Origin of the sequence: Flavivirga algicola, assembly GCF_012910715.1 — a bacterium.
Taxonomy (GTDB): domain Bacteria; phylum Bacteroidota; class Bacteroidia; order Flavobacteriales; family Flavobacteriaceae; genus Flavivirga; species Flavivirga algicola.
Window position 1 is genome coordinate 214,062 of the sequence record NZ_JABBHF010000008.1, and the last position, 24,042, is coordinate 238,103.

General features: G+C 33.3%; 21 protein-coding genes. 11 read left to right on the forward strand and 10 right to left on the reverse strand.

Annotated features, from left to right (window positions below):
- The first annotated feature begins 97 nt into the window (after positions 1 to 97).
- From HHX25_RS14905 to HHX25_RS14930, 6 genes are all read left to right on the forward strand, one after another.
- Positions 98 to 1,231, forward strand: a complete 1,134-nt coding sequence (locus HHX25_RS14905; protein WP_169675145.1) for a DUF2891 domain-containing protein — start codon at positions 98 to 100, stop codon at positions 1,229 to 1,231.
- Positions 1,232 to 1,345: 114 nt separating this feature from the next.
- Positions 1,346 to 2,575, forward strand: coding sequence for an Nramp family divalent metal transporter (locus tag HHX25_RS14910; protein ID WP_169675220.1), 1,230 nt, complete (start codon positions 1,346 to 1,348; stop codon positions 2,573 to 2,575).
- A complete protein-coding gene (gene pxpA, locus HHX25_RS14915) occupies positions 2,575 to 3,315 on the forward strand; it encodes a 5-oxoprolinase subunit PxpA (RefSeq protein ID WP_169675147.1) in 741 nt (246 codons plus the stop codon). The genes HHX25_RS14910 and pxpA overlap by 1 nt, the downstream gene beginning before the upstream one ends.
- Positions 3,312 to 4,043, forward strand: coding sequence for a 5-oxoprolinase subunit PxpB (gene pxpB / locus HHX25_RS14920; protein ID WP_169675150.1), 732 nt, complete (start codon positions 3,312 to 3,314; stop codon positions 4,041 to 4,043). Before pxpA ends, pxpB begins: the two co-directional genes overlap by 4 nt.
- Positions 4,036 to 4,887, forward strand: a complete 852-nt coding sequence (locus HHX25_RS14925) for a 5-oxoprolinase subunit C family protein (RefSeq protein WP_169675152.1) — start codon at positions 4,036 to 4,038, stop codon at positions 4,885 to 4,887. The genes pxpB and HHX25_RS14925 overlap by 8 nt, the downstream gene beginning before the upstream one ends.
- Positions 4,888 to 5,001: 114 nt before the next feature.
- Positions 5,002 to 5,739, forward strand: coding sequence for a DUF6503 family protein (locus tag HHX25_RS14930; RefSeq protein WP_240964545.1), 738 nt, complete (start codon positions 5,002 to 5,004; stop codon positions 5,737 to 5,739).
- 18 nt (positions 5,740 to 5,757) lie between these two features.
- On the opposite strand, the gene deoD is transcribed toward HHX25_RS14930, so the two are convergent.
- The 6 genes from deoD to clpB form a co-directional block, all read right to left on the reverse strand.
- Positions 5,758 to 6,456: a purine-nucleoside phosphorylase gene (gene deoD, locus HHX25_RS14935; protein ID WP_169675154.1), complete on the reverse strand. Its 699-nt coding sequence runs from the start codon at positions 6,454 to 6,456 to the stop codon at positions 5,758 to 5,760.
- 1 nt (position 6,457) lies between these two features.
- Positions 6,458 to 7,123 (reverse strand): deoxyribose-phosphate aldolase, encoded by a 666-nt coding sequence (deoC, locus tag HHX25_RS14940; RefSeq protein ID WP_169675157.1) that lies wholly within the window; start codon positions 7,121 to 7,123, stop codon positions 6,458 to 6,460.
- 189 nt (positions 7,124 to 7,312) lie between these two features.
- Positions 7,313 to 7,957: a deoxyribose-phosphate aldolase gene (deoC, locus tag HHX25_RS14945; protein ID WP_169675159.1), complete on the reverse strand. Its 645-nt coding sequence runs from the start codon at positions 7,955 to 7,957 to the stop codon at positions 7,313 to 7,315.
- Positions 7,958 to 8,154: 197 nt separating this feature from the next.
- On the reverse strand, positions 8,155 to 8,649 hold the full coding sequence (locus HHX25_RS14950) for an acyl-CoA thioesterase (RefSeq protein ID WP_169675161.1): 495 nt from the start codon (positions 8,647 to 8,649) through the stop codon (positions 8,155 to 8,157).
- 50 nt (positions 8,650 to 8,699) lie between these two features.
- Positions 8,700 to 9,296, reverse strand: coding sequence for a TetR/AcrR family transcriptional regulator (locus HHX25_RS14955; protein ID WP_169675163.1), 597 nt, complete (start codon positions 9,294 to 9,296; stop codon positions 8,700 to 8,702).
- A gap of 259 nt (positions 9,297 to 9,555) precedes the next feature.
- On the reverse strand, positions 9,556 to 12,159 hold the full coding sequence (clpB, locus tag HHX25_RS14960) for an ATP-dependent chaperone ClpB (RefSeq protein WP_169675165.1): 2,604 nt from the start codon (positions 12,157 to 12,159) through the stop codon (positions 9,556 to 9,558).
- A 232-nt stretch (positions 12,160 to 12,391) separates the two neighbouring features.
- Between clpB and ytxJ the strand changes: the two genes are divergently transcribed.
- The 4 genes from ytxJ (at position 12,392) to HHX25_RS14980 (ending at position 17,139) form a co-directional block, all read left to right on the forward strand.
- Complete coding sequence (ytxJ, locus tag HHX25_RS14965; protein ID WP_169675167.1) at positions 12,392 to 12,781, forward strand: bacillithiol system redox-active protein YtxJ; 390 nt, start codon at positions 12,392 to 12,394, stop codon at positions 12,779 to 12,781.
- Between the two features lie 113 nt (positions 12,782 to 12,894).
- Complete coding sequence (locus HHX25_RS14970; protein ID WP_169675169.1) at positions 12,895 to 13,902, forward strand: helix-turn-helix domain-containing protein; 1,008 nt, start codon at positions 12,895 to 12,897, stop codon at positions 13,900 to 13,902.
- Positions 13,903 to 13,993: 91 nt separating this feature from the next.
- Positions 13,994 to 14,497 (forward strand): ankyrin repeat domain-containing protein, encoded by a 504-nt coding sequence (locus HHX25_RS14975; protein WP_169675171.1) that lies wholly within the window; start codon positions 13,994 to 13,996, stop codon positions 14,495 to 14,497.
- 293 nt (positions 14,498 to 14,790) lie between these two features.
- A complete protein-coding gene (locus HHX25_RS14980) occupies positions 14,791 to 17,139 on the forward strand; it encodes a DUF5703 domain-containing protein (protein ID WP_169675173.1) in 2,349 nt (782 codons plus the stop codon).
- 180 nt (positions 17,140 to 17,319) lie between these two features.
- On the opposite strand, the gene HHX25_RS14985 is transcribed toward HHX25_RS14980, so the two are convergent.
- Positions 17,320 to 18,501 carry a hypothetical protein gene (locus HHX25_RS14985; RefSeq protein ID WP_169675175.1) on the reverse strand — a complete coding sequence of 394 codons (1,182 nt, stop codon included), beginning with the start codon at positions 18,499 to 18,501 and terminating at the stop codon, positions 17,320 to 17,322.
- Positions 18,502 to 18,641: 140 nt separating this feature from the next.
- A complete protein-coding gene (gene fahA, locus HHX25_RS14990) occupies positions 18,642 to 19,934 on the reverse strand; it encodes a fumarylacetoacetase (protein WP_169675177.1) in 1,293 nt (430 codons plus the stop codon).
- Positions 19,935 to 20,136: 202 nt separating this feature from the next.
- Here fahA and glyA point away from each other — a divergent pair, with 202 nt between their 5' ends.
- A complete protein-coding gene (gene glyA / locus HHX25_RS14995; protein ID WP_169675179.1) occupies positions 20,137 to 21,411 on the forward strand; it encodes a serine hydroxymethyltransferase in 1,275 nt (424 codons plus the stop codon).
- A 227-nt stretch (positions 21,412 to 21,638) separates the two neighbouring features.
- Here glyA and HHX25_RS15000 read toward each other — a convergent pair whose 3' ends face one another.
- Positions 21,639 to 22,283, reverse strand: coding sequence for a helix-turn-helix domain-containing protein (locus HHX25_RS15000; protein WP_169675181.1), 645 nt, complete (start codon positions 22,281 to 22,283; stop codon positions 21,639 to 21,641).
- A gap of 159 nt (positions 22,284 to 22,442) precedes the next feature.
- A complete protein-coding gene (locus HHX25_RS15005; protein WP_169675184.1) occupies positions 22,443 to 24,008 on the reverse strand; it encodes a hypothetical protein in 1,566 nt (521 codons plus the stop codon).
- Between the last annotated feature and the right edge of the window lie 34 nt (positions 24,009 to 24,042).

Here is a 24,042-nt window from a genome sequence, read left to right on the forward strand (position 1 = left end):
ATTCTGTATTCAAGTTATTTTCTAAGAGATAATTATCATAAATACAAAATGTATAAAAATTATCCAAATTTTAAGAATACATCCCTAAATTTACAGTATGCAAAAATATACCATACTACTCTTAATAGCATTAATCTTTAGTTGTTACAATTCAAAAGAAGAAAAACAAAAAAACACACTTATTTTAGCTTTAAACTCGCCCCCTAATGTTGCAGAAATGGATAGCATCCCAAAACTTGATTTAGAAGATGCTAATACTTTAGGAGAGCTGCCTCTTCATTGTATGAACATAGAGTATCCGAATAGATTATCCCAAACTTTAGGAAGCGATGATGATTTAAAACCACCAAGTGTATTACATCCTGCTTTTTATGGTTGTTTCGATTGGCATTCTGCAGTACACGGGCATTGGAGTTTAGTAAGTTTGCTAAAATCCTTTCCAGAAATGGATAAAGCAGAAATTATTGAAAAAAAATTACTTCAAAATATATCAAAAGAGCATATAGAAACAGAAGTGGCTTATTTTTTTGGAGAGCACAACAAATCTTATGAACGGACTTATGGTTGGGCCTGGTTGCTTAAATTGGCCGAAGAAATACATACCTGGGAATCTCCTGTTGCGAGAGAGTTGGAAAACAATTTAGGCCCTTTAACCAATTTAATTGTCGAGAAATATATAGAATTTCTACCTAAATTAAATTATCCAATTCGCGTGGGAGAACACCCAAATACAGCCTTTGGGCTAAGCTTTGCATGGGATTATGCCAACACAGTAAATAATACAGAATTAAAAGATTTAATAGAGCAGCGTGCCAAGAACTTTTATTTAAAAGATGCGGACTGTCCGATATCATGGGAGCCAGGTGGCTATGATTTTTTATCACCATGTTTAGAAGAAGCCGCTTTAATGAAACGAGTGCTGACTACCGCCGAATTTAGAGTATGGTTAAACCTGTTTTTGCCACAATTAAGAGATAAAAATTTTGTGATTGAAACAGGAAAAGTATCAGATAGAAAAGACGGAAAACTGGTACATTTAGATGGTGTTAATTTTTCGCGGGCATGGAGCTTAAATAAGATAGCGGAAGGGTTGCCAGAATATATGCATCTTAAACAGATGGCAAATTACCATATAAATTATTCATTACCAAGTATTATAAACGATAGCTATGAAGGAGGTCATTGGTTAGGCAGTTTTGCTATTTACGCATTGAATTCTGTTTCAGAATGATTCATTAGAACAATTCTTAAGATTATCTTCTAAAAAAAACATAGCCTTGCAAGGGTGTTTTATAAACCCAAATAAAGTAATATATTTAGGTGTTATCATTAGTTTTCTAACCATCTGAAAAAGCTTTTCAAAAATATAGGCCCAGGACCATTGGTTGCAGCAGCATTTATAGGACCAGGTACCGTTACTGTTTGTACACTTGCAGGAGTAGGTTTTGGGTATTCACTGCTTTGGGTGATGTTGTTATCCATAGTAGCAGCTGTGGTGCTTCAGGAAATGTCAGCGCGTCTCGGCGTTATTTCTCAAAAAGGTTTATCGCAAATTATAAGAACGGAAATAAAGCATCCAATTTTAAAAACATTTACCATTGTGTTGGTCCTATCTGCTATCGTAATTGGTAATGCAGCGTACGAAGCGGGTAACATTACTGGCGGTGTTTTGGGATTACAAACCATTATTGGGCGTCCAAATATTGAAATTGATGGAGTTTCTATAAATATTTTGAGTGCAATTATTGGACTAATAGCCTTTGGTTTATTGTATAAGGGCAATTACAAACTACTTGAAAAGGTATTGATAGGATTGGTTATATTAATGAGCTTGTCATTTTTAGTAACAGCAATTATAACGAAACCAAGTATATCAGAAATTTTTAGGGGTGTTTTTATTCCAAAGGTTTCAAATGATGGTTTATTAACAGTTATCGGATTAATTGGAACTACAGTTGTACCATATAACTTGTTTTTGCATACATCTCTGGTAAAAGAGAAGTGGCAAAGAGAGAGCGATTTAAAATATGCGAGAAACGATACGGTTATAGCAATTGTTTTAGGTGGGCTAGTGTCTATGTGTATCATTATTTCGGGGGCTGCCATTCAATCCCAGGGTATAGATAGCGTATTGGGATTGGCAAAAGGACTCGAGCCTTTGTTCGGAAGTTTTGCAAAATATTTTTTGGCTATGGGACTGTTTGCGGCTGGTATTACCAGTGCGATTACAGCGCCTTTGGCTGCAGCCTATGTGGCGAGCGGTTGTTTAGGATGGCATTCAAATTTAAAATCTAAAAAGTTTAGAGCTGTCTGGATGTTTATTTTGTTTTTAGGGGTTTTGTTTTCTTCCTTAGCAATCAACCCTATAGATATTATTAAATTTGCTCAAGTGGCTAATGGTGTTTTACTACCTGTTATTGCTGGCTTTTTAATCTGGATCGTGAACAAACCCTCTGTTTTAGGAATCCATAAAAATAACATAAAACAAAATATCTTCGGGTTTATAATTCTAGGAATTAGTATCTTGCTATCTGTAGCAACACTCAACAAAGTTTTTCAGTTAAATATTTTTTAGTGATACCAAATGCTATTGATATTAATGTAGATGTAGGAGAAGGGATGGGTAATGAGTCACAACTCATGCCGTATATTTCTTCTTGTAATATTGCGTGCGGAGGACATGCGGGAGACCAAGACACCATGCGACAGGTTATTAGGCTAGCAAAAAAACATCATGTAAAGATTGGGGCACACCCATCGTTTCCTGATAAAGTAAACTTTGGACGAATACCTGTGGAAATGCCCTGCGCCGCTTTGTTTAAAAGTATTAAGGGGCAGGTTGATAATTTGTTGGATATTCTTCGAGAAGAGCATAGATCTTTACACCATATAAAACCACATGGGGCATTGTATAATTTAGCAGCTGTAGATGAAAAGGTTGCTAATATTATTATAGAGGTTGTGAAAACTATGGTGCTGCCAATTAAGCTTTATGTACCTTATAAATCTGTTATTGAGAAATTGGCCATAGCTCAAAATATTCCAATTATCTATGAGGCTTTTGCAGATAGAAACTATAATGAAGATTTAACTTTGGTTTCAAGAAAAGAAACCAATGCTTCTATACACGACGAAGATTATTTGTTTGCCCATATCTTAAGTATACTATCTAAACAAAAGGTTAAAACAATCACGGGTAAAATGTTAGATATCAAGGCGCAGACATTTTGTATTCACGGAGATAATCCCAATGCTATAAATTTGATTAAAAATTTAGGCATCCGTTTGAAAAATCATGGTATCCAAATAAGATGATTTATAAACTCACGTATAAACCTTTTGGGGAACGGTCTGTGTTAGTTGAATGGCCTGCAATTATTGATGAGAAAATCCTTTCGGATATTAATTTGTTTAAAGAGAAAATTAAAAATTTTTCAATTAAAGATATAGTTGAAGTAAAATCAGCATTTAATTCATTATTAATAATTTATAAAAATAAAATTATTTTATTTGAAAATGTTATAAATGAACTCGATCAATTATATTATCAAAAGGAACAGTATCTCAAATTAAGGCCAAAACAGTGGAAAATCCCTGTGTGTTATGATGCTATTTTTGCTATTGATTTAAACGAGATGGCTCTTGAGAAAAAGCTATCTAAGGAAGCTATTGTCAAGCTCCATTCTAAAGGAGTTTATACTGTTTATTTTATCGGTTTCTTACCTGGGTTTATGTACTTGGGCGGATTGGATAAAAGGCTTCATACGCCTCGCAAATCGACACCTAGACTAAAAATAACGAAAGGAGCTGTAGCCATAGGAGGAAATCAAACAGGAGTTTACCCTAGTGAGAGTCCTGGAGGCTGGAACATTATAGGTAATTCCCCAATAGAATTTTTTAACCCTAAGAACAGCATACCTTGCTTTGTAAATGCAGGTGATAAAATTGTTTTTAAACCGATTTCTATTAAAGAATATGAAGATATCAAGACACTGGTAAAGGCTGGCGTGTATCAATTAGAAAGTGAGGTGATTGATGGTTAAGGTTTTAAAAACAGGTTTGTATTCTACAATTCAAGATTTGGGACGTTATGGGTATCAGGATTATGGTGTGCCTTATTCGGGGGTTATGGATATATATTCGGCATCTATGGCTAATATATTGTTGGGTAATGATAAGCATGCTGCCGTTATTGAAATGACCATGACGGGACCAGCACTCGAATTTAGTTGCGATACCAGTATTTGTATATCAGGTGCAGATATGTCTCCCAAATTAAATGGTCTGCCAATAAAATTAAATAAACAAATTCCAATAAAAAGAGGCGATTTGGTGTCTTTTGGCAAGCTTATTTCTGGATTTAGGGCTTATTTAGCTGTTTTGGGAGGTTTTAAAACCGAAAAAATCATGAATAGCTATAGTATGTATTCTGGCATAACAAAGCAGGCTATACTGCTTAAAAACTGTAATTTGTCAATCGATGATTCGTTGAAAAGCCTTGAAAAAAAACATGCAGCGATTAAAATGGTCAATACACATTTTGATATTAAGAACATAGAGGTTTTTAAGGGGCCAGAATTTCAGAAACTTTCAAAAGAACAGCAAAGCTTATTGTTTTCACAAGATTTTACTATTTCTAAAGAAAACAATAGGATGGCTTATCAATTAGCAGAACCTTTAGAAAATAGTCTGGAACCTATTATAACATCATCTGTATTGCCAGGAACGGTGCAATTAACACCATCAGGAAAACTCATTGTTTTAATGAGAGATTGCCAAACTACAGGAGGTTACCCGCGAATTTTACAATTAAAAGAATCCGCTATTAATATAATGGCACAAAAATTTACAGGACATGTTATACATTTCGATCTAATTATAGGTTAAAAAGGTTGGCTGCCTTAAGGATGGTTGTAGCTGTTTGATGAATAAATATTGAAATGTTTTTATAAGTATCATGGTAAGTTATGGTTGGTTTTACGACTTACAATAAAAAAGTGTATGAATTTTTTTAAACAGATAGTGTTGGTTAGTTTTGTAATAACAATGTTTTTTAGCTGTAAGCAGGAAGATGCGCAATATATTATAGATAAGGCCATTGAAGTTTCGGGAGGTTCGCTTATAGATTCATCAAGTATCAACTTTAATTTTAGAGATAGGCACTATATAGCCAAGCGTCATAACGGCAGTTTTTCATATGGGAGGCTCACTGTTAGCTCTAAAGATTCCATTTTAGATATTTTAACCAATACCGGTTTTAAACGTCTTGTAAATAATACCCCTGTTAGCATACCAGATGGTATGGTTTTGAAATATGGTAGTTCTGTAAACTCGGTCCATTATTTTTCAATATTGCCATATGGCTTAAACGATTCTGCAGTAAATAAAAAGTATTTAGGAAAAGTTACTATTAAGAATAAACCATATCATAAGATTAAAATTACCTTTAACAAAGAAGGCGGCGGTGAAGATTTTGAAGATGAGTTTGTGTATTGGATTGATGTTGAAACTTTCAAAGTAGATTATTTGGCATATTCTTATGAGGAGGGGGATGACACGGGGTTACGCTTCCGGGAAGCTTATAATGAGCGTTATGTAAAGGGAATAAGGTTTGTAGATTATATTAATTTTAAACCCCTTGATAAGCATGCCTCTTTATTATTGTTGGATAGCTTGTATAGTATTAAGGGGTTAAAGGAATTGTCAAAAATTAAACTTGAAGAGGTAAAGGTTGAATAACAAATCGATGTTCTATAATTAAGCCAGTTCTAATGCAATGTCTATCATATCCTTAAAGGTTGTTTCGCGTTCTTTACTCGAGGTGCGCTCTCCTGTTACTAAAGAATCAGAAATAGTTAAAATGGTTAAGGCGTTTACCTGATGTTTAGCTGCAATAGTATATAGGCCTGCGGTTTCCATTTCTACACACAGCACTCCAAATTTTGACCACTTTTTATAAGATTCGAAGTTATCTTCATAAAACTCATCAGAAGTTAGAACATTTCCAGCTTTTAAGGGAATATGCTTTCTTTTAGCGGTTTCTATTGCTTTATGGAATAAATCAAAATTAGCAGTAGGGGCGTAGTCTGCACCACCAAAACGCAGTTCATTGGCACCAGAATTAGAAGAAGCAGACATAGCTAGTACAATATCTCTAATTTTTATATGTTCTTGGTAAGATCCTGCACTACCAACGCGAATTAAATTTTTAACATCATATTCGGTAATTAATTCATGAGCGTAAATAGAAATAGAAGGAACTCCCATGCCTGTACCCATTACTGAAACACGCTTTCCTTTGTAGTTTCCCGTGTAACCAAACATATTTCTTATTTTATTAAAACAAACGGGATTGTCAAAAAAAGTTTCTGCAATCCATTTAGCTCTCACAGGATCACCTGGAAGTAAAATGGTTTCGGCTATATCACCTTTTTTTGCTTCTATATGTATGCTCATTTTAGTAGTTGGAGTTTGAAGTAGTTCCTTTTATAATAGCGATTCCAGATGAGGTACCTAGGCGTTCAACACCTAAATTAATGTATTCCAATGCCGTTTCGTAATCTTTTATACCTCCAGAGGCTTTTATTTTTGTACAGTCTGAGCAAACACTTTTTATAAGCTTTACATCATTTAGTGTCGCCCCACCAATGCCAAACCCTGTTGATGTTTTTATGAAATCTGCACCACTTTGTATGGCCAATTCGCTAGCTTTAATAATTTCTAACTCTTCGAGATAGCATGTTTCTAAAATAACTTTCAAAACATTATTTGGGAGACATGTTTTAACAGCTTCTATATCTTTCCATACGACATCAAATTTTTTGCTCTTTAGCAAACCAATATTAATAACCATATCTATTTCATCTGCACCATCTTTTATGGCCAAAGTTGTTTCTGCTACCTTGGCTTTAGTACTCATGGCCCCTAACGGAAAACCTATAACGCTGCAAATTTTGATATCGCTATTTTTTAATTGTTCTTTAGCTAAAGGAACATAGCAGCTATTTACACAAACAGAAAAAAATTGGTGTTGTCTTGCTTCCTCACAGAGTTTAATGATTTCCTTTGTTGTAGCTGTGGCTTTTAGAAGTGTATGGTCTATATATTTATTTATCGGTTTCATAACTTGGTTAAAGTTAGTACTATTTTTATAATGATACATATGAGGCCAAAATGCGATTTTATTTATATACTAACTATGATTTTAATCAGTTTTTGGACTGACAAGGCGTAGTGTTTTGTTTAAAAAAGAAAAGGCTTTTAAAATATATATTTTAAAAGCCTTTTTATAGTTGTTGAAAGTAATATTGTTCTACACAGATTGTTTTATTTTAAAATCTGAAGAAGCAGTTATTCTACTAACACCAATATCAATAAACTTTTTAGCAGTTTCTGCATCTTTAATATTACCTGATGCACTTATTTTAAGCCCATCTTTAACCGTCTTCTTAATAATTTTCACGACGGTTAATGTAGCACCTCCTTTAGAAAAACCACTGGAAGTTTTTATAAAATCTGCATTAGCATCCAGTGAGATTTCACAGGCTTTTATGATTTCATTTTTATTTAATTCAGAAACTTCTAAAATAACTTTTAGAGTTTTTTTTCCTATGGCAAGTTTAACATCACTGATATCTTTAAAAACAGATACATAGTTTTTACTTTTAAGAAAACCGAGATTAATTACCATATCAATTTCATCTGCACCATCACTAATGGCTTGTTTTGCTTCATAGACTTTTGATGCTGTAGCAGTAGATCCAAGAGGAAATCCAATAACAGAACAAACTTTAACCTTTGTATTTTCTAATAATTGTTTTGCTAATGCTACATAAGAGCTACTAACACAAACAGAATAAAAGCCATTTCTTTTTGCAGCATGGCATAAATCAATAATGTTACGCTCAGTTGAGGTTGGGTTTAAAAGTGTATAATCAATATACTTGGAAACATCCATCGCTATAAGTAGTTTTAAAAGTTTATTAAGGGGATAAACTAGAATTATTTATGTTCATATATAGTTTAGGGGCCTATACAACTACAAATTTACATATTTATAATGATATAAAATTTACATAAAAGCATATTTTTATTAACATAACGCTACTTGATGGCTATTCGCTTATTTCTAAACCATTACATTATTGGGGTATTCTACGGGGTTTTTACAAGATCTGATTTTATTTGAATTAAACGCTCTTCAAATGTAAAAGCATTCATTGGATTATAGACATTTTTAAAAAGGAACATGAGATCTTCCGTATGTATTTCGCGTTTTTGTTTTAATAAATTAAAATGAACAAAACTACACCAAATAATAGCTTTTAAATGACTTTTATCTTCGTTATACATACGCATTTCTACTTTTAGCTCGCTATCAGTATAGTCTATTAATTGAGATTCTATAACGACCGTTTCCATTAAATAGGCAGGTTTTAGATAGGCAATCTGATTGCTGCTGGATACCCAACCTTTTCCGCTTAGTTTTGCTATTTTGAAAATATCAATATCATAATGCTCTATAAGTGCATCTTCACGATGATTCATAAAATAATTAATATAGCTCCCATTATTTAGGTGATTAAATGGATCGCAGTCTTGAAATCTAACTTTTGTTTTACTCTGTAAAATGTTTGGTAATTGACTCATATTAAATGTTATTTAATATACCAATCGGTATATTTTTGGTTAAAAAAATATTATATTCTTAATTCTTTTTCTATGATGCTATCTAACATATTCATGGTATCTAGTATATAAAAATTATCGTCCATAGTGTAAGTCATAAATATGGCTCCCTGTATCATCGTATCTATTCGTTTTGCAAACTTCATAGCATTTACTTCAGATGAGATTTCTCCAGCCTCTATACCATCTTCAATAATTGTTGCCACCTGGTCTTGGATTTTTTCTATAATATATCTTACCTTTTGAAGTAAAAGGGTGTTCTGATTATTGGCATCTACACCTATATTTAAAACGGGGCACCCGCCAAGTTGTTTACTGTAATCGTAGTAGTTTCTGTAGAAATCTGTTATAAGAAACAACTTCTCAATAGGGGAATCGCTGTTGGATAGATGATCTGCAATACGCTTCATCATGTTTTTAACGGTAAACATAAAGGCTGCTATAGCTAAGTCCTCTTTGTTTTTAAAATTACCATATATAGCACCTTTGGTTAATCCAGTGGCGTTGGTTACATCACTTAAACTTGTAGCAGCATAACCATTTTTGTTAAAAATAGGCGCTACTACTTCTAGGATATATTGAGATGTAAGTTCGGCTTTTGTTGTCATAACTTTGTAAATATAATAAAAATATACCAAACGGTATATTTTTATTATGGATTTTTTATCATAATTAATTAAAAATTAAGGCTTGGTAATAAATCCATTGACTTATTTTATAAATAAAAAAAAGAAACCACTCTAATTTAACTACTTTCATTGATTTTTTATATTTATACAATAGATGCAGTTAAATTAAAAAGGTTTCTCTTCTCAATGTTAAACAAAAAGTAACAGGTTATTTTCGCTTCAAAACATACATATTTGATTACGAGTTTTTCGCTTCTAATTTTTGATTTCTAAAAACAAGTTTTTCATCGAAGGCATCCAATAGTATGATACTATCTGTTGTAACTTTGCCTGATAATATTTCTTTGCTTAAGGCATTTAAGACTTCTTTTTGAATAACACGTTTTACTGGTCTGGCACCATATTCTGGATTATAGCCTTTTTCGGCTAAATAGGCTATAGCCTCTTGGGTCGCATCAAAAGTAATGTCTTGTTGACCTATCATTTTTGTAAGTGCTTTTAATTGTAGCTCGACAATAGCAGTTATATTTTCTTTACTTAAAGGCGTAAACATAATGATATCGTCTATTCTATTTAAAAACTCAGGACGCACACTTTGCTTCAGTAATCCTAAAACGTCAACTTTAGCAGATTCTATAGCGGTATCCATATCTTTAGTTGCTTCAAAACGTTCTTGTATGATATGGCTACCTATATTTGAGGTCATAATAATAATCGTATTTTTAAAATCTGCTACACGTCCTTTATTATCGGTTAAATGGCCCTCATCCAATACCTGCAATAAAATATTAAATGTGTCTGGGTGTGCTTTTTCAATTTCATCTAATAATACAACTGAATAAGGTTTACGTCTCACAGCTTCAGTTAGTTGACCTCCTTCATCGTATCCTACATATCCTGGAGGGGCTCCAACCAGCCTACTTACTGCATGACGTTCCTGATATTCACTCATATCAATACGAGTCATTGCATTCTCATCATCAAAAAGATATTCTGCTAAAGCTTTTGCTAACTCTGTTTTTCCTACACCAGTTGTTCCTAAAAAAAGAAAGGTACCAATTGGTTTTTTCGAATTTTGCAAACCTGCACGGCTCCTTCTAACGGCATCACTAACGGCAGTTATGGCTTCTTCTTGTCCCACTACGCGTTTATGTAGCTCATTTTCAAGCTTAAGTAACTTTTCTCGTTCGCTCTGAACCATTTTTGTTACTGGAATTCCTGTCCATTTAGCAACAACTTCGGCAATATCATCATAAGTCACTTCTTCTTTTATCAGTGAGTTTTCAGACTGTGCCTGCAATTGCTTTTGGAAAATCTCAAGTTGTTCTTGTGTGTCCTTAATTTTTCCATAACGTAACTCAGCTACTTTTCCGTAATCACCGTCGCGTTCTGCACGTTCTGCTTCCAGCTTGAAGTTTTCAATATCCTGTTTTGTATTTTGAATATTGTCAACGACTTCTTTTTCACTTTTCCATTTTGCATTGATTTCATTTCTGGCTTCTTTGATATTGGCTAAGTCGGATCTGAGTGATTTTAATTTAGACTCGTCCTTTTCACGTTTAATAGCTTCAATTTCAATCTCTAATTGCATGATCTTTCTGTCTAAAACATCCAGTTCTTCAGGTTTAGAGTTAATTTCCATTCGCAGTTTTGAAGCTGCTTCATCCATTAAGTCAATGGCTTTGTCTGGTAGAAAACGATTGGTAATGTAGCGTTCAGATAATTCAACAGCACCAATAATAGCTTCATCTTTTATACGAACCTTATGATGTGTTTCGTATTTTTCCTTAATACCTCGTAGTATAGAAATGGCACTTTCTGTATCTGGTTCGTCAACCATCACTTTCTGAAAACGTCGTTCTAAAGCCTTATCTTTTTCAAAATATTTTTGGTATTCATCTAAGGTTGTAGCACCTATAGCACGAAGTTCACCACGCGCCAAAGCAGGTTTTAGGATATTGGCTGCATCCATGGCACCTTGTCCGCCACCAGCCCCTACTAGCGTATGAATTTCATCTATAAATAAAACAATATCACCTTCACTTGTAGTCACTTCTTTAATGACAGCTTTTAGTCGTTCTTCAAACTCACCCTTATATTTAGCACCAGCAATCAGGGCTCCCATATCTAAAGCAAAAATTTGTTTGTCTTTAAGGTTTTCGGGGATATCACCATCAATAATTCTATGTGCCAGACCTTCTGCAATAGCTGTTTTACCAGTTCCTGGCTCACCAACAAGTATGGGGTTGTTTTTGGTTCTGCGAGATAGAATTTGAAGAATACGTCTTATTTCCTCGTCGCGACCAATAACAGGATCTAATTTTCCATCCTTAGCTAATTGATTTAAGTTTTTAGCGTATTTATTTAATGAATTATAGGTGTCTTCCTGGCTTTGTGACGTTACATTTTCGCCTTTACGCAATTCTTCAATAGTAGCTTTTAAACCTTTTTCATTAACCCCTTGGTCTTTTAGCATTTGTGCTATTTTACTATTTGATTTAAAAACAGCTAGAATAAGGTGTTCTATGGAAACGAAATCATCTTTCAATTTTTTAGCAATGATAGATGCTTCATTAAGACTTTTTCCAGCCTCACGAGATAGCATAAGTTCACTACCAGAAACTTTAGAGAAGCTTTCTAATTGCTTATCTAAAGCCTGTTTTAGTATAGAGATATTTACATTTAATTTTTTTAAAATAAATGGTAAAACATTTTCATCAACTTCTAAAATACCTTTAAAAAGATGTTCGTTTTCAATTTGTTGATGAGAAAAGCCTTGTGCAATATGCTGTGCTTGCTGTATGGCCTCTTGCGATTTTATTGTATAATTATTTAAGTTCATCAATATATTTTTTATCATTCCTACGAAAGAGGAAACCTTTATTGTTATTATTAATTTACATTTACACCTTCAATGAGTCAATAATCTTACCAACACAATTTAAGAGACAAAATGTCGTGTAAACCTGTTTAAATAGTGACTTTTAGTCAGTTTGTAAGATTCTGGGATAAGAACGACTTATTAGATGAAAAGTAAATTTGTACTTTTTTTAAATTATAAAAATTGCACTATAATGGGATTATTAAATAAACTATTTGGAGGTAGTACTGAAGCTAAGGAGGAGAAATCGATACCCTGGATTCCTTTAAATGAAATACCTCAATTAGATTTTATAGAAAAAAAATCAACAACCAAAACACAAGTTATTTTTAAACATTCTACGCGTTGTGGTATTAGTGGTATGGTAATAAGACAATTTGTTAGTGGTTATCAATTAACAGAGAAAGATTTAGATTTATATTATTTAGATTTACTTAACTATAGAGATGTTTCTAATGAAGTGGGATATAAGTTTCAAGTCATGCACGAGTCACCTCAGCTTATAGTTATAAAAAATGGGGTTGTGGTTGCGCATGCATCTCATGGTGCTATTAATGAAATTGATTTGAATAGGTTTGTTTAAAACTTATTGATAGTTTTGGTGATAGCATTATTGTATTTTGAGTAAGAGAATTCTAAATTCGCTTTTTGGTGGATGCAAGCATGGTTACAAACCATTTTTTTACTCAAAGTTTAATGATTTCAAATAATGTCATATTTATTCTTGCCTCTTTAGGGCTGTTTCAAGGAACTATTCTTTCTATTTATCTTCTAACACTTAAAACAGGTAATAGAAAATTAAATACTTATTTAGCAATTGTTTTATTTGGGTTAACGATTAGAATTGGTAAATCGGTATTTGGGTATTATACGTCATTAGAAGCTTGGCAAAGGAATATTGGCCTTTCGGGAATTTTTGTTGTTGGTCCTTTCTTGTGGTTTTATGGGATTGAACTATTAGAAAAACGCCATATTTTATATCGTTGGAATTACCTTCATTTATTACCCTTTTTACTTTTTATTTTATTGTTGGCAGTCATTCCAAGTACTGGAAAATATGAAGCTTATTGGAATTATGGTCTCGTCATTTTTCATCTGGCTATTTATCTGGTACTTTCTTGGATGGTTTTAAAAAGAAATACAGCAAAATCTTCTAAAAAGAAAGTGTACTGGTATCGAAATATACTTATTGGTGTGACTTTCGTTTGGGTATATTATTTGGGTAATTTTTTAAGTTTTAAACTGTATTATATATGGGGGCCTATATTTTATACGTTTCTTATCTATGCTTTTTCATATCTTTTTTTAAACCGCAACAGTTTCAATCTGGATAAATATGGGAGCTCAAACTTAGATAGTAATAGCTCAAAAGTACTGTTTGAAAAAATTCAGAAGCTTTTTGTAGATGAGCATATTTTTTTGATACCAAATGTTTCTTTAAAAATAGTTTCAGAAAAATTAGGTGTAAGTTCAAGAGAAGTTTCCCAAGCCATCAATGAAAATGAGCAACAGAATTTCTATGAGTTTGTTAATCGATTTCGAATTGAAAAAGCTAAGTACCTGTTGGCAGATTTAAAATATAAAGATGAAAAAATAGCTACAATAGCTTTTGATTCTGGTTTTGGTACTGTGACTGCATTTAACGTAGCGTTTAAGAAACATACAGAAATGACGCCTTCTGCATATAGAAAACAACACCTTTAAATTGGTTTTTTCGTTTAAAGAAACACGTTTCTTAAGGGGTTTTACAGTTTGAATATTGATTTTTGAGAGCGATAATCTAAACAATTTCAATATGATGAACAGAAAAACATTTATTAAACATTCACTTGGAGGACTTGCCTTGGCAAGTGTTACTCCTATATATGCAATGTCTCCAGACTTACAGGAACCTGAACCATTAGACATTAAACTGGTTAAAGAATTTGTAATAGCAGGACATAAAAATTTACCATTGGTTAAAGAGATGCTTGCAGCACACCCCAATTTAATTTATGCGCGTTATGATTGGGGAAATTCCGATTTTGAAGAAGCTATAGAAGGTGCTGGACACATAGGTAACAAGGAAATTGCTAATTATTTAATTTCTCAAGGTGCCAGAGTCAACTTATTTGTACTTACGATGCTCGGAAAAACAGATTTGGTAAAACCAACCTTAGATGCTTACCCCGAGTTAGTTTTTGCCAAAGGGCCTCATGGATTTACCTTATTGCATCATGCTAAAGTTGGAGAAGCAAAAGAATTATATGATTACTTAATAGCAAAAGGCTTAAAGGAAACACACATAAAAATTAAATAATCGAATGGTTTGTAAAAAAACAAAGTAAAGAGGCATCGTTTAAGAAGAAAAAAGACCAAACTCTGGATTGGTTAAAGCAGTTTCATTCATATTGTGTATGCAATAATTGTTTCTCTTAACAGCTAACCAAGGTGAATGATTAGAGGTATTACTTATAAATTAGTAACAAAGCATATAAATTAATAGTAAAAGATAGAAAAAGGAACATTATATCTAGTAAATAGAACAATCTTTATTCTATAATTGGTTTAATTATTTTCTAATATTGAAATAACAATATTAGACAAAAAATAATGCAAAGAATAATTCTATTACTGTTACTTATAACTTTTATTGGAGGCTCGGCCCATTCTCAGACTTCAAAACTCCCTAATAATTATAATGTTATTTGGAAGAGCCAAAGTAAAAACTCTTTTGAGTCCATGCCATTAGGAGGGGGGGATATTGGTCTTAACGTGTGGGTTGAAAATGATGAGTTACTTTTTTATGTTGGTCAATCCGGGACATTTGACGAGAACAATCAGATGCTAAAGCATGGACGTGTTCGGGTATCTTCTGAACCTAATTTGTTTAAGGACGGCGTTCGTTTTATCCAAGAGCTTAAATTGAATGAAGGGTATATCCTTATTAAGTCACAAAATGCAGAAGGACAAATAGAATTTAAACTTTGGGTGGATGTATTTAAGCCTGTAATACATATAGAGGCCGTAAGTGAAGAACCAGTAACTTTACATGCTCAATATGAATCTTGGCGACTTCAGGATGTTGAAATACCTTTAGGGCTACGCCATGCCTGTTTTAGTTATACAAGTTTTCCAGGTACTGTAATAACCTATAAAGATTCCATTAGTACTCAAAAAGGTTCAGTACAGTGGTTTCATCGAAATAAAGCTGATAAATTATTATATGATTTTATTGTAGAACAACAGGGTTTGAATGATGTCAAAAAACAAATTCCGAACACACAATTGGGTAGAACATTTGGAGGGACTCTATATGGAGAAGGTATGGTTTCTAATGGCACTGATACAGGGAAATATATATCAACCGACTATAAAGCATGGAAAATAAAGTCTGAAAAACCACAGAAGAAAAGCCATATTAAGCTAGCCTTAAATACAGGACAATATGGAAAGCTTGATGAATGGTATGCTGCTCTCAATAATACTATTAAAGAAGCGAGATTAGACAAGAAAGCATTTCAGAATACAGTAGATTGGTGGAAAAACTATTGGAACAAGAGCTATATACTTTTAAATCATGAGCAATCAAATCAAGAAGATACACTTTGGCAAGTTGGAAGAAATTATCAATTATTTCGTTATATGTTAGGTTGCAATGCCTATGGCGAATACCCTTCTAAATTTAATGGGAGTTTATTTACGGTAGACCCGGTTTTTACAAGAAAGAAATATGATTGGACTCCCGATTTTAGAGCTTGGGGAGGTGGAAGCTTTACAGCTCAGAATCAACGGTTGGTATATTGGCCTATGTTAAAATCGGGCGATTTCGATCTCATGATTCCACAATTTAAATATTATACCAGAGCTTTATCAGCAGCAGAAGCACGTACAAAAGTTTATTGGAACCATGAAGGGGCGTGTTTTACGGAGCAATTAGAGAATTTTGGACTTCCATTTGCGGGAGGTTGGGGTTTTGAGTCTGGTGCTAGAAAACGAAATATTGATACTGAGTTTGGAGTACAAACTAATAAACATGTTAGTTATCATTATGTTAATCAGTTAGAGTTTTCTTTAATGATGCTGGATTACTATGAGTTTACCAGGAAAGATATTTCAAGTTATCTCCCTTTTATAAAAAGTTCATTAGTATTCTTTGATCAACATTATCAATATAGATTTAATCAAAAAACGGGTGAAACACTTGATAAAAATGATAAGTTGGTCATTTTTCCATCTACAGCAGCCGAGATGTATAAAATAGCTAAAAATCCAAGCGATATTATAGCGGCTTTAACGACTATTTTAAATAGGATGGAGAAATTACCTAAAAAGTACGTATCCAAAGAGGAAAGGGCATACTACAAGGGTTATAAAAATAGAGTTCCTAAAATTCCTTTTGATACGAAAAAAGGAAATAAAGTTATAAAGCCTGCAGAAAGTTGGAAGCATGTAGCTAATAAAGAAATTCCAGAATTATACCCTGTTTTTCCATATGGTATTTACGGTGTTCATAAACCTGATGATATAGGAGTTGCAATTAATACTTTTAAGTATGGAGAATCGAACGAAAAAAGAAACTTTACGGAATGCTGGAGCCAGGTGGGGATATTTGCAGCTCGACTGGGCTTAGTAGAAGAGGCCGCTCATTTAGTGAAAGATAAATTAAAGGATGCGGATAACAGATTCCCAGCATTTTGGGGGCCAGGTCCCGATTGGATTCCCGATGTTGATCATGGAGGAGCAGGTATGATAAACTTACAAGAAATGCTTGTGCAAACTTATGGTGATTCAATCTTTTTGTTGCCCGCTTGGCCAAAAGATTGGGATGTAAAATTTAAATTGCATGCTCCAAACCAAACGTGTATAGAGGTGGAGCTAAAGGATGGTAAATTGGTTCAATTAAATGTATCTCCCAAAAAAGCAAAAAATAGAATTCGTATTCCAGATTGGGTAAACTAGTTATGAATATCCCTAAGAATATTTGTAAAATATAAATTGGGACTACTTAAAAAGGGTAGTGACCATAATTTGATTTGTCAGGTTGAGCCTGTCGAAACCGATATTGATTATTTATTAAGATAAAAATATTTTGACAGGCTCAATATGCCTTATACTTTCTAACAGCCTCTATGCTATGCTTTAAACCTTAACTCTATATGAGCTAATAATATCTTTTAATTTTAATTTCAGGTCTTCTCCAGTATCATAAACCATTTGTTCATTACTAGGGAAGGGGATTCTCCTGTTGTTTAGTATTTTTATGTCCTGAGACTCTAAAGCTCTTTTATCACCTCGAACTCTAGCAAAAAGGTTTTCAAAAATAAACTCACTATCAATAGTGAAGGTGTCTAGCAACTGTTTTGTTTTTATATCCAGATACACAACATCTGCAATAACTTGGGTTGATTTTATTTGAGTAAATTCGTTATAGCGTGCTTTTACCTTAACTATTTTATCAATCTTGATATCGTTCCCCAGACTATCTTTTACAACATTTCCTTTACCATCTAATTGATATTTCCAGCCATCAACAATTTCTTTTTCTCTTATAAATTCCCGTTCTTTAATATGCTCTGGCGAAACATTGATTTGTTTTAATTGTAATTGCATAGCATAGTCATAAGCTACTTGCTTGTTAGGTTGTGCATGATATACAGTCCAGAATTGGTTTAGCCCATAGGTGTCAAAGTTAAGCAGATCTTCTTCTAAACGTCGGGGAATAACCTGGTTGGTTCGATTTTGTATTGTCACGCTTACATAGGCAGTTCCTCGTTCATGAGCTTCTTTCATTAAATCCCTGGTCTGCTCATAATTAGGATTTATAGATTCTATATAGCTTAAAACATTATAAGCTTCTCTAATCTGCAATTTGTCCTCTAGCTCCAATAAATCTATCCCTTTTTCGTATAAATAGTCAGAAACATTCTCACGCGACTGTACAATGTTGTTACTATAGTCATTAAATTCAAAAGATACATTTTTACCGTTTACAGCCAATGGTAAAAGAGGTTTTATGGCTTCCTGACGTGCGTCTAAATCCATATAAATTTCATAAATATCCTTGTATAGCTCAGGATTTTTGTCTTTTTTTAAATGATCTATAGAACTTAAATCTCGTTCAGTTGCTTTATGGTAAGCATCTTGCAACATTAAAACATAATCGTATTTACGTTTTTTATTTTTATTGGTTTTCAGCTTGTTTAAAGCAGTTGTAATTGCCTGGTCGTAGTTACCAGTATTGACTGCAGCTTCCACTTGTTTTTTGCCGCCACAGGCTAAGAGTACAAAAAGACTTATGGTTAAAAGTAATATTTTTTTCATAGGGTTAAATATTTGGGTTACTTGGGGTAGAAGTCCAATAGTTATGCCAAAATATTAAAATTATAGACGAAACACTAATAAATACGATTAAATGTGTTATTTTGAGTATTTTTGTAAGTTTTATCTTCTAATTTAAAAAATTACTTGCTTTTTTTAGGGTTAAAAACAGGCAGTAATTTTGTAGAGACTTCACCGAAACCAATACGGGTGCCATCCTTTTCACAAAAACCTCTCATGATAACAGTATCGTGATCGTTAATAAACTTACGTTCTGTACCATCCTTCATTTTAAGTGGTTTTTCGCCTTTCCAGGTTAGTTCGAGCATAGAGCCATAGCTATCCTCGGTAGGACCAGAAATAGTACCGCTTCCCATCATGTCACCAGAATTTATAGGACAGCCATTAACGGTATGGTGCGTTAATTGTTGTGCCATATTCCAGTACATATATTTAAAATTCGATTTACTAACAACTGTTTCTTTGGCTCCTTTGGGTTGTATGGCTACTTCTAAATTAATATCAAAACTCTTTTTTCCTTTATATTGAAGGTAGTCTAGTTGTGGTTTTATGGGTTTAGGTCCCTCGACACGATAAGGTTCTAGAGCATCAAGTGTTACAATCCAAGGGGAGATAGAAGATGCAAAATTTTTAGCTAAGAAAGGTCCTAAAGGAACATATTCCCATTTTTGAATATCTCTGGCACTCCAATCATTAAATATAACGAGTCCAAAAATATATTCTTCGGCTTCTTCAATAGGAATAGATTCTCCTAAATCGTTAGCATCAGTCGTTATAAATGCCATTTCTAGCTCAAAATCGACCAATTTACTTGGTCCGAAAACAGGTGCTTTAGCATCTCCAGGCAATGTTTGGCCCTGCGGTCTGTAAACGGGAATCCCTGAAGGAATGATGGAAGAACTTCTACCGTGATAGCCAACGGGAATATGCAACCAATTTGGTAACAGGGCATTATCTGGATCTCTAAACATGGTTCCTACATTAGTAGCATGCTCTTTGCTTGAGTAAAAATCTGTATAATCTCCAATATGTACAGGTAATTGCATTTCAATTTCATCTAAGCGAAATAATACAATCTCTTTATGCTTTTTGTTGTTTTTAAGTGCTGTGTTTTCAGAGTCAAAAACCTCTGCAATTCTATTACGTACCAAACGCCATGTTTTTCTACCGTCAGCAATAAAATCGTTTAAAGTATCTTGAAGAAAAATATCTTCTGTTAAAGGAATGCCTTTAAAATAGCCTAATTGATGTAGAGCACCAAGGTCTATGGCCGTATCTCCAATACGTGTTCCTATGGTAATAATATCATCTCGAGTTAAAAAAACTCCGAAAGGAATATTCTGTATTGGAAAATCTGAATTTTTATCGACGTGCAACCACGACGTTCTATCTGGATTGTTAGCTGATAATGGCATAACTTAAAGTCTGTTTTAGTTTATTAAATTCTTATCAAACCTACACATTTTTTTTATTTTAAATGAAAAAATGAATAAAAATATAGATTTTATATAACCGTTAATAAAATGGTTAAAAACTTCATCTTAAATAACCCTTTTTTGATGCTATTAACTATTCTATTTCCTATTTTTGCCGAATATTTAACGATAATTTAATTTTATGCAACGCGACGAACAAATTTTTGAACTTATTCAAGCAGAAAAAGAACGCCAATTACATGGTATTGAGCTTATTGCATCAGAGAATTTTGTAAGTAACCAAGTTATGGAAGCTGCAGGCTCTGTGTTAACAAACAAATATGCTGAGGGCTATCCTGGTAAAAGATATTATGGCGGTTGTGAAGTTGTTGATGAAGTTGAGCAAATTGCTATTGATAGAGCGAAAGCCTTGTTTGGCGCCGCTTATGTAAATGTACAGCCGCACTCTGGTAGTCAGGCTAATACAGCAGTATACCATGCATGTTTAAAACCAGGAGATAAGATATTAGGTTTTGATTTATCTCACGGAGGGCATTTAACACATGGATCTCCAGTAAACTTTTCTGGTAAACTTTACAAGCCTGTATTTTATGGGGTAGAGCAGGAGACAGGTGTTTTAAATTATGATAAAATTCAGGAAATAGCGACTAAAGAGCAACCAAAATTAATTATAGCTGGTGCTTCTGCTTATTCTCGTGATATTGATTTTGAGCGTTTTAGAGTGATTGCTGATAGTGTTGGCGCAATTTTAATGGCTGATATTTCGCATCCTGCGGGATTAATAGCAAAAGGTATTTTAAATGACCCGTTACCACATTGCCATATTGTTACAACAACAACTCATAAGACTTTAAGAGGTCCAAGAGGTGGTATAATCATGATGGGACAGGATTTTGAAAACCCATTTGGAATTACGTTAAAGAATGGAAACTTGCGTAAAATGTCGTCGTTATTAGACTCTGCCGTTTTTCCTGGAAATCAGGGAGGGCCTTTAGAGCACATTATTGCAGCTAAAGCGATTGCTTTTGGAGAAGCGCTAACAGATGATTTTTTAAATTATCAATTACAGGTAAAGAACAATGCAGCAGCAATGGCTAAAGCTTTGGTCTCTAAAGGATATAATATTATTTCTGGAGGTACCGATAACCATTGTATGTTAATTGATTTGCGTAACAAAAACTTGTCTGGTAAAGATGCTGAGCAAGCTTTAGTTAAAGCAGATATTACGGTAAATAAAAACATGGTTCCTTTTGATGATAAATCACCATTTGTAACATCTGGAATTCGCTTAGGTGTTTCTGCTGTTACGACGCGTGGATTAAAGGAAGATGATATGGTGGCAATCGTAGAATTGGTCGATGAAGTTATTGCTAATTTCGAGGATGAGTCTGTTTTAGAAGCCATCAAGAATAAAGTAAATGCTATGATGAAAGATAAGCCTTTGTTTGTAGCGTAGTGTTATGCTGAATTTATTTCGCGCATCACATAAAATGTAATGAGAACCTGAAACGAGTTCAAATTGATAAAAATCCTGCTTTTATGCGGGGTTTTTTGTTTTTGGGCGTTTTAACACGCTTTTCGCTATATCTTTTTTCGTGCCTCAAAAAGGATGCCGCTGCAATCGTTAACGCAATATTTGCTACTATTGTTTTAAGAACATAAAACTGCGTATCTTATAAAAGTTTAATTGCTTGCTCTCTCATTTTTAATTTTTTTATATAAAACTGTTAGTCCAATTGTAGAAGATAATACGAGAAATAATCCATATTTTAAACTAATGCTATTATAATTCATACTAACATAAATATATAAAAGAACATATATTAAGATGACAATTAATTGCCCTATAATAAACTTGAGGTGTTTTTTTATAATTTTTAAGTGTGTCAATATCAAAATACCCCCAATTGAAATAGAACATATACTTACTAACCAATTGTGAATTCTTATTGTATGATAGTTGATAATTATACTTACGCTTCCATCCCAACCAGTTGTGGTTATAACTCTTCCATGTAATTGAGAAGATCCAGAATTAGCTTTAAAAGAAAACCAACCTAGGAAAGAGCTGATTATAACTATTAAAACGAATATTGTAGGCAAAATCAAATGTTTTTTATCTGTTTGGCTTTCTACAATCTCAATCTCTAACATGTCTAAATCTAAAGCGTCAGAAATCAACCTTAGCGTTTTAGCTCTTGGATTACTTTCATTATTTTCTATTCGTTGAATTGTTCTTAAATTAACATGAGCCAATTCTGCTAATTCTTCTTGAGATATTGCTTTTCTTTTTCTTGCCTCTTTAATTTTATTGCCAATTTCTGTCATAATTTAGAATTTATTTTTCGCTGTAAAAATATTCTAAAAACACCAATTATATAACGGTTTCCTTACGGCAATTTTACGACATCTACTGATTTTATAGCGGATTTTAGTTACTTTTTAATCGTTATAGAAAACTTGATAGTAAAATATTATTGAGAAGTACTAGTCCTCGTCAGGAAACGTAACATGTTGATAAGCTCCTAAGTCTGGGGAAGTTGACCTGTTCACATTTAGTATATCAAAAGGAACTTGTGTAGCAAAAACAGGAAGCCCTTGATTAATAGCAGCAGATTCCTCACCGATAATTAATTGATTTTGTGATGGATCTTTAAAATGAGGATCTTCGTTAAATATATTCCCTTCATAGTGATTGGTATCATTTAAATCATAATTCGGACCAGTAAAATTATTGCTATTGTCCTCAAAACGAATTAAACAATTTGTAAACTTAAAATTGAATACCACAGCAGCATCTTCAATTTCTTCAAGCTGAATTTCAGGATTATCATTTCCATAGATAATACAATTGTTAAAATTAGCTTCTGTTAAATCTGTGATCGTAGCATTATCGTCTTCGTCTATTACAAAATTGTTGAGTAATACGGAAGGGAGTTGCCTAAACCCATTATTCCAGTAGTTTGTAAGTGTACTGTGTGTAAAATTGTATCTACCACCGAAAGTTCCAGCAAAGGATACCAGCCCCGTGTTGTTAATAACAACATTTTCTCCAGCAATGGAAGTATTTCGACCAATAATACCATAATTACTAGAATTATAAATTTGTGAATTGGTTATGGTGAGTTTGTCAGAAACCGCATTGGGGTTACCGTCACATAAAATACCAACCGAGGCATTTTTAATAGTAGCATAATGTATCGAATTATTGATGCTACCATCCAATAACCAAATAGTTCCCCATTGTCCTGGAACATCAGAGAAGTTAGGTTCTAAACGGTCACCTTCAAATATAATTTCATTTTCTAATAGGTCTTGATCGTTGCTAAGTGAACCATTGACCTGTAATGATGCATTATTAGATACGATGATTCCTGAATTATTATGAAAATGAATTCTGGCACCAGCCTCTACAGTAAGGGTTTCTCCACTTGGCACGGTTGCAAATCCGTAAATAACATAAGGTTTTTCATTTGTAAAAGTAAGCTCTGTAGGCAATAATTCGCGACCCTGCAATTCGGTTTCGACCAATTCGCCAGCAATATTTAGTGTCAATGTTTCGATAACCTTGGTTGTATTATCTCGATTAGGATATATAAATACAGCGTCTTGTACTAAAGTGACCAGTTCTACCTTTTGAAGATTGGCATCGGTATCAAACTCAATTTGATCTTTGTAAAGAAAATTACCGTCGGGATTAGGAAAGTTATTAATATCGATAGTCGATTCAACAAAAATAAACAAGCTATCCTTGGCTAATATTTGTACATCTTCAAAAACCTTACCAGCCATACCGTCTACATTTAACCTATAATTGGAAGCTTCTCCCAAGGCTAATCTCAGTGAAGGTATAGAAATATCGTCATTACTTCGGTTGTAAACTTTTAAGTTGTAAGTACTAGAGCCAATATTTGTAAAAACGGTGTCTAGATAAACAGTGTCTTTTGAAAATTCAAGGTTTCCAGTACTTGGAGAAAATTCAAAATCTTTACGACAAGAGCTCCAAAGCATTAAAAAAGCTATAGTTAATATAAAATATAAGTAGCGTTTCATTAAAAGTAAAATTTTGATGGCTAAAAATATAACT

Coding starts and splice junctions, on each gene's coding strand:
- ytxJ (WP_169675167.1), top strand. CDS start 12,392: ATGGGATTATTAAATAAACTATTTGGAGGTAGTACTGAAGCTAAGGAG.
- clpB (WP_169675165.1), bottom strand. CDS start 12,159: ATGAACTTAAATAATTATACAATAAAATCGCAAGAGGCCATACAGCAA.
- glyA (WP_169675179.1), top strand. CDS start 20,137: ATGCAACGCGACGAACAAATTTTTGAACTTATTCAAGCAGAAAAAGAA.
- HHX25_RS14925 (WP_169675152.1), top strand. CDS start 4,036: ATGGTTAAGGTTTTAAAAACAGGTTTGTATTCTACAATTCAAGATTTG.
- HHX25_RS15000 (WP_169675181.1), bottom strand. CDS start 22,283: ATGACAGAAATTGGCAATAAAATTAAAGAGGCAAGAAAAAGAAAAGCA.
- deoC (WP_169675157.1), bottom strand. CDS start 7,123: ATGAAACCGATAAATAAATATATAGACCATACACTTCTAAAAGCCACA.
- HHX25_RS14985 (WP_169675175.1), bottom strand. CDS start 18,501: ATGAAAAAAATATTACTTTTAACCATAAGTCTTTTTGTACTCTTAGCC.
- HHX25_RS15005 (WP_169675184.1), bottom strand. CDS start 24,008: ATGAAACGCTACTTATATTTTATATTAACTATAGCTTTTTTAATGCTT.
- deoC (WP_169675159.1), bottom strand. CDS start 7,957: ATGGATGTTTCCAAGTATATTGATTATACACTTTTAAACCCAACCTCA.
- HHX25_RS14950 (WP_169675161.1), bottom strand. CDS start 8,649: ATGAGTCAATTACCAAACATTTTACAGAGTAAAACAAAAGTTAGATTT.
- HHX25_RS14970 (WP_169675169.1), top strand. CDS start 12,895: ATGATTTCAAATAATGTCATATTTATTCTTGCCTCTTTAGGGCTGTTT.
- HHX25_RS14975 (WP_169675171.1), top strand. CDS start 13,994: ATGATGAACAGAAAAACATTTATTAAACATTCACTTGGAGGACTTGCC.
- HHX25_RS14955 (WP_169675163.1), bottom strand. CDS start 9,296: ATGACAACAAAAGCCGAACTTACATCTCAATATATCCTAGAAGTAGTA.
- fahA (WP_169675177.1), bottom strand. CDS start 19,934: ATGCCATTATCAGCTAACAATCCAGATAGAACGTCGTGGTTGCACGTC.
- deoD (WP_169675154.1), bottom strand. CDS start 6,456: ATGAGCATACATATAGAAGCAAAAAAAGGTGATATAGCCGAAACCATT.
- pxpB (WP_169675150.1), top strand. CDS start 3,312: ATGATTTATAAACTCACGTATAAACCTTTTGGGGAACGGTCTGTGTTA.
- HHX25_RS14980 (WP_169675173.1), top strand. CDS start 14,791: ATGCAAAGAATAATTCTATTACTGTTACTTATAACTTTTATTGGAGGC.
- HHX25_RS14930 (WP_240964545.1), top strand. CDS start 5,002: ATGAATTTTTTTAAACAGATAGTGTTGGTTAGTTTTGTAATAACAATG.
- HHX25_RS14905 (WP_169675145.1), top strand. CDS start 98: ATGCAAAAATATACCATACTACTCTTAATAGCATTAATCTTTAGTTGT.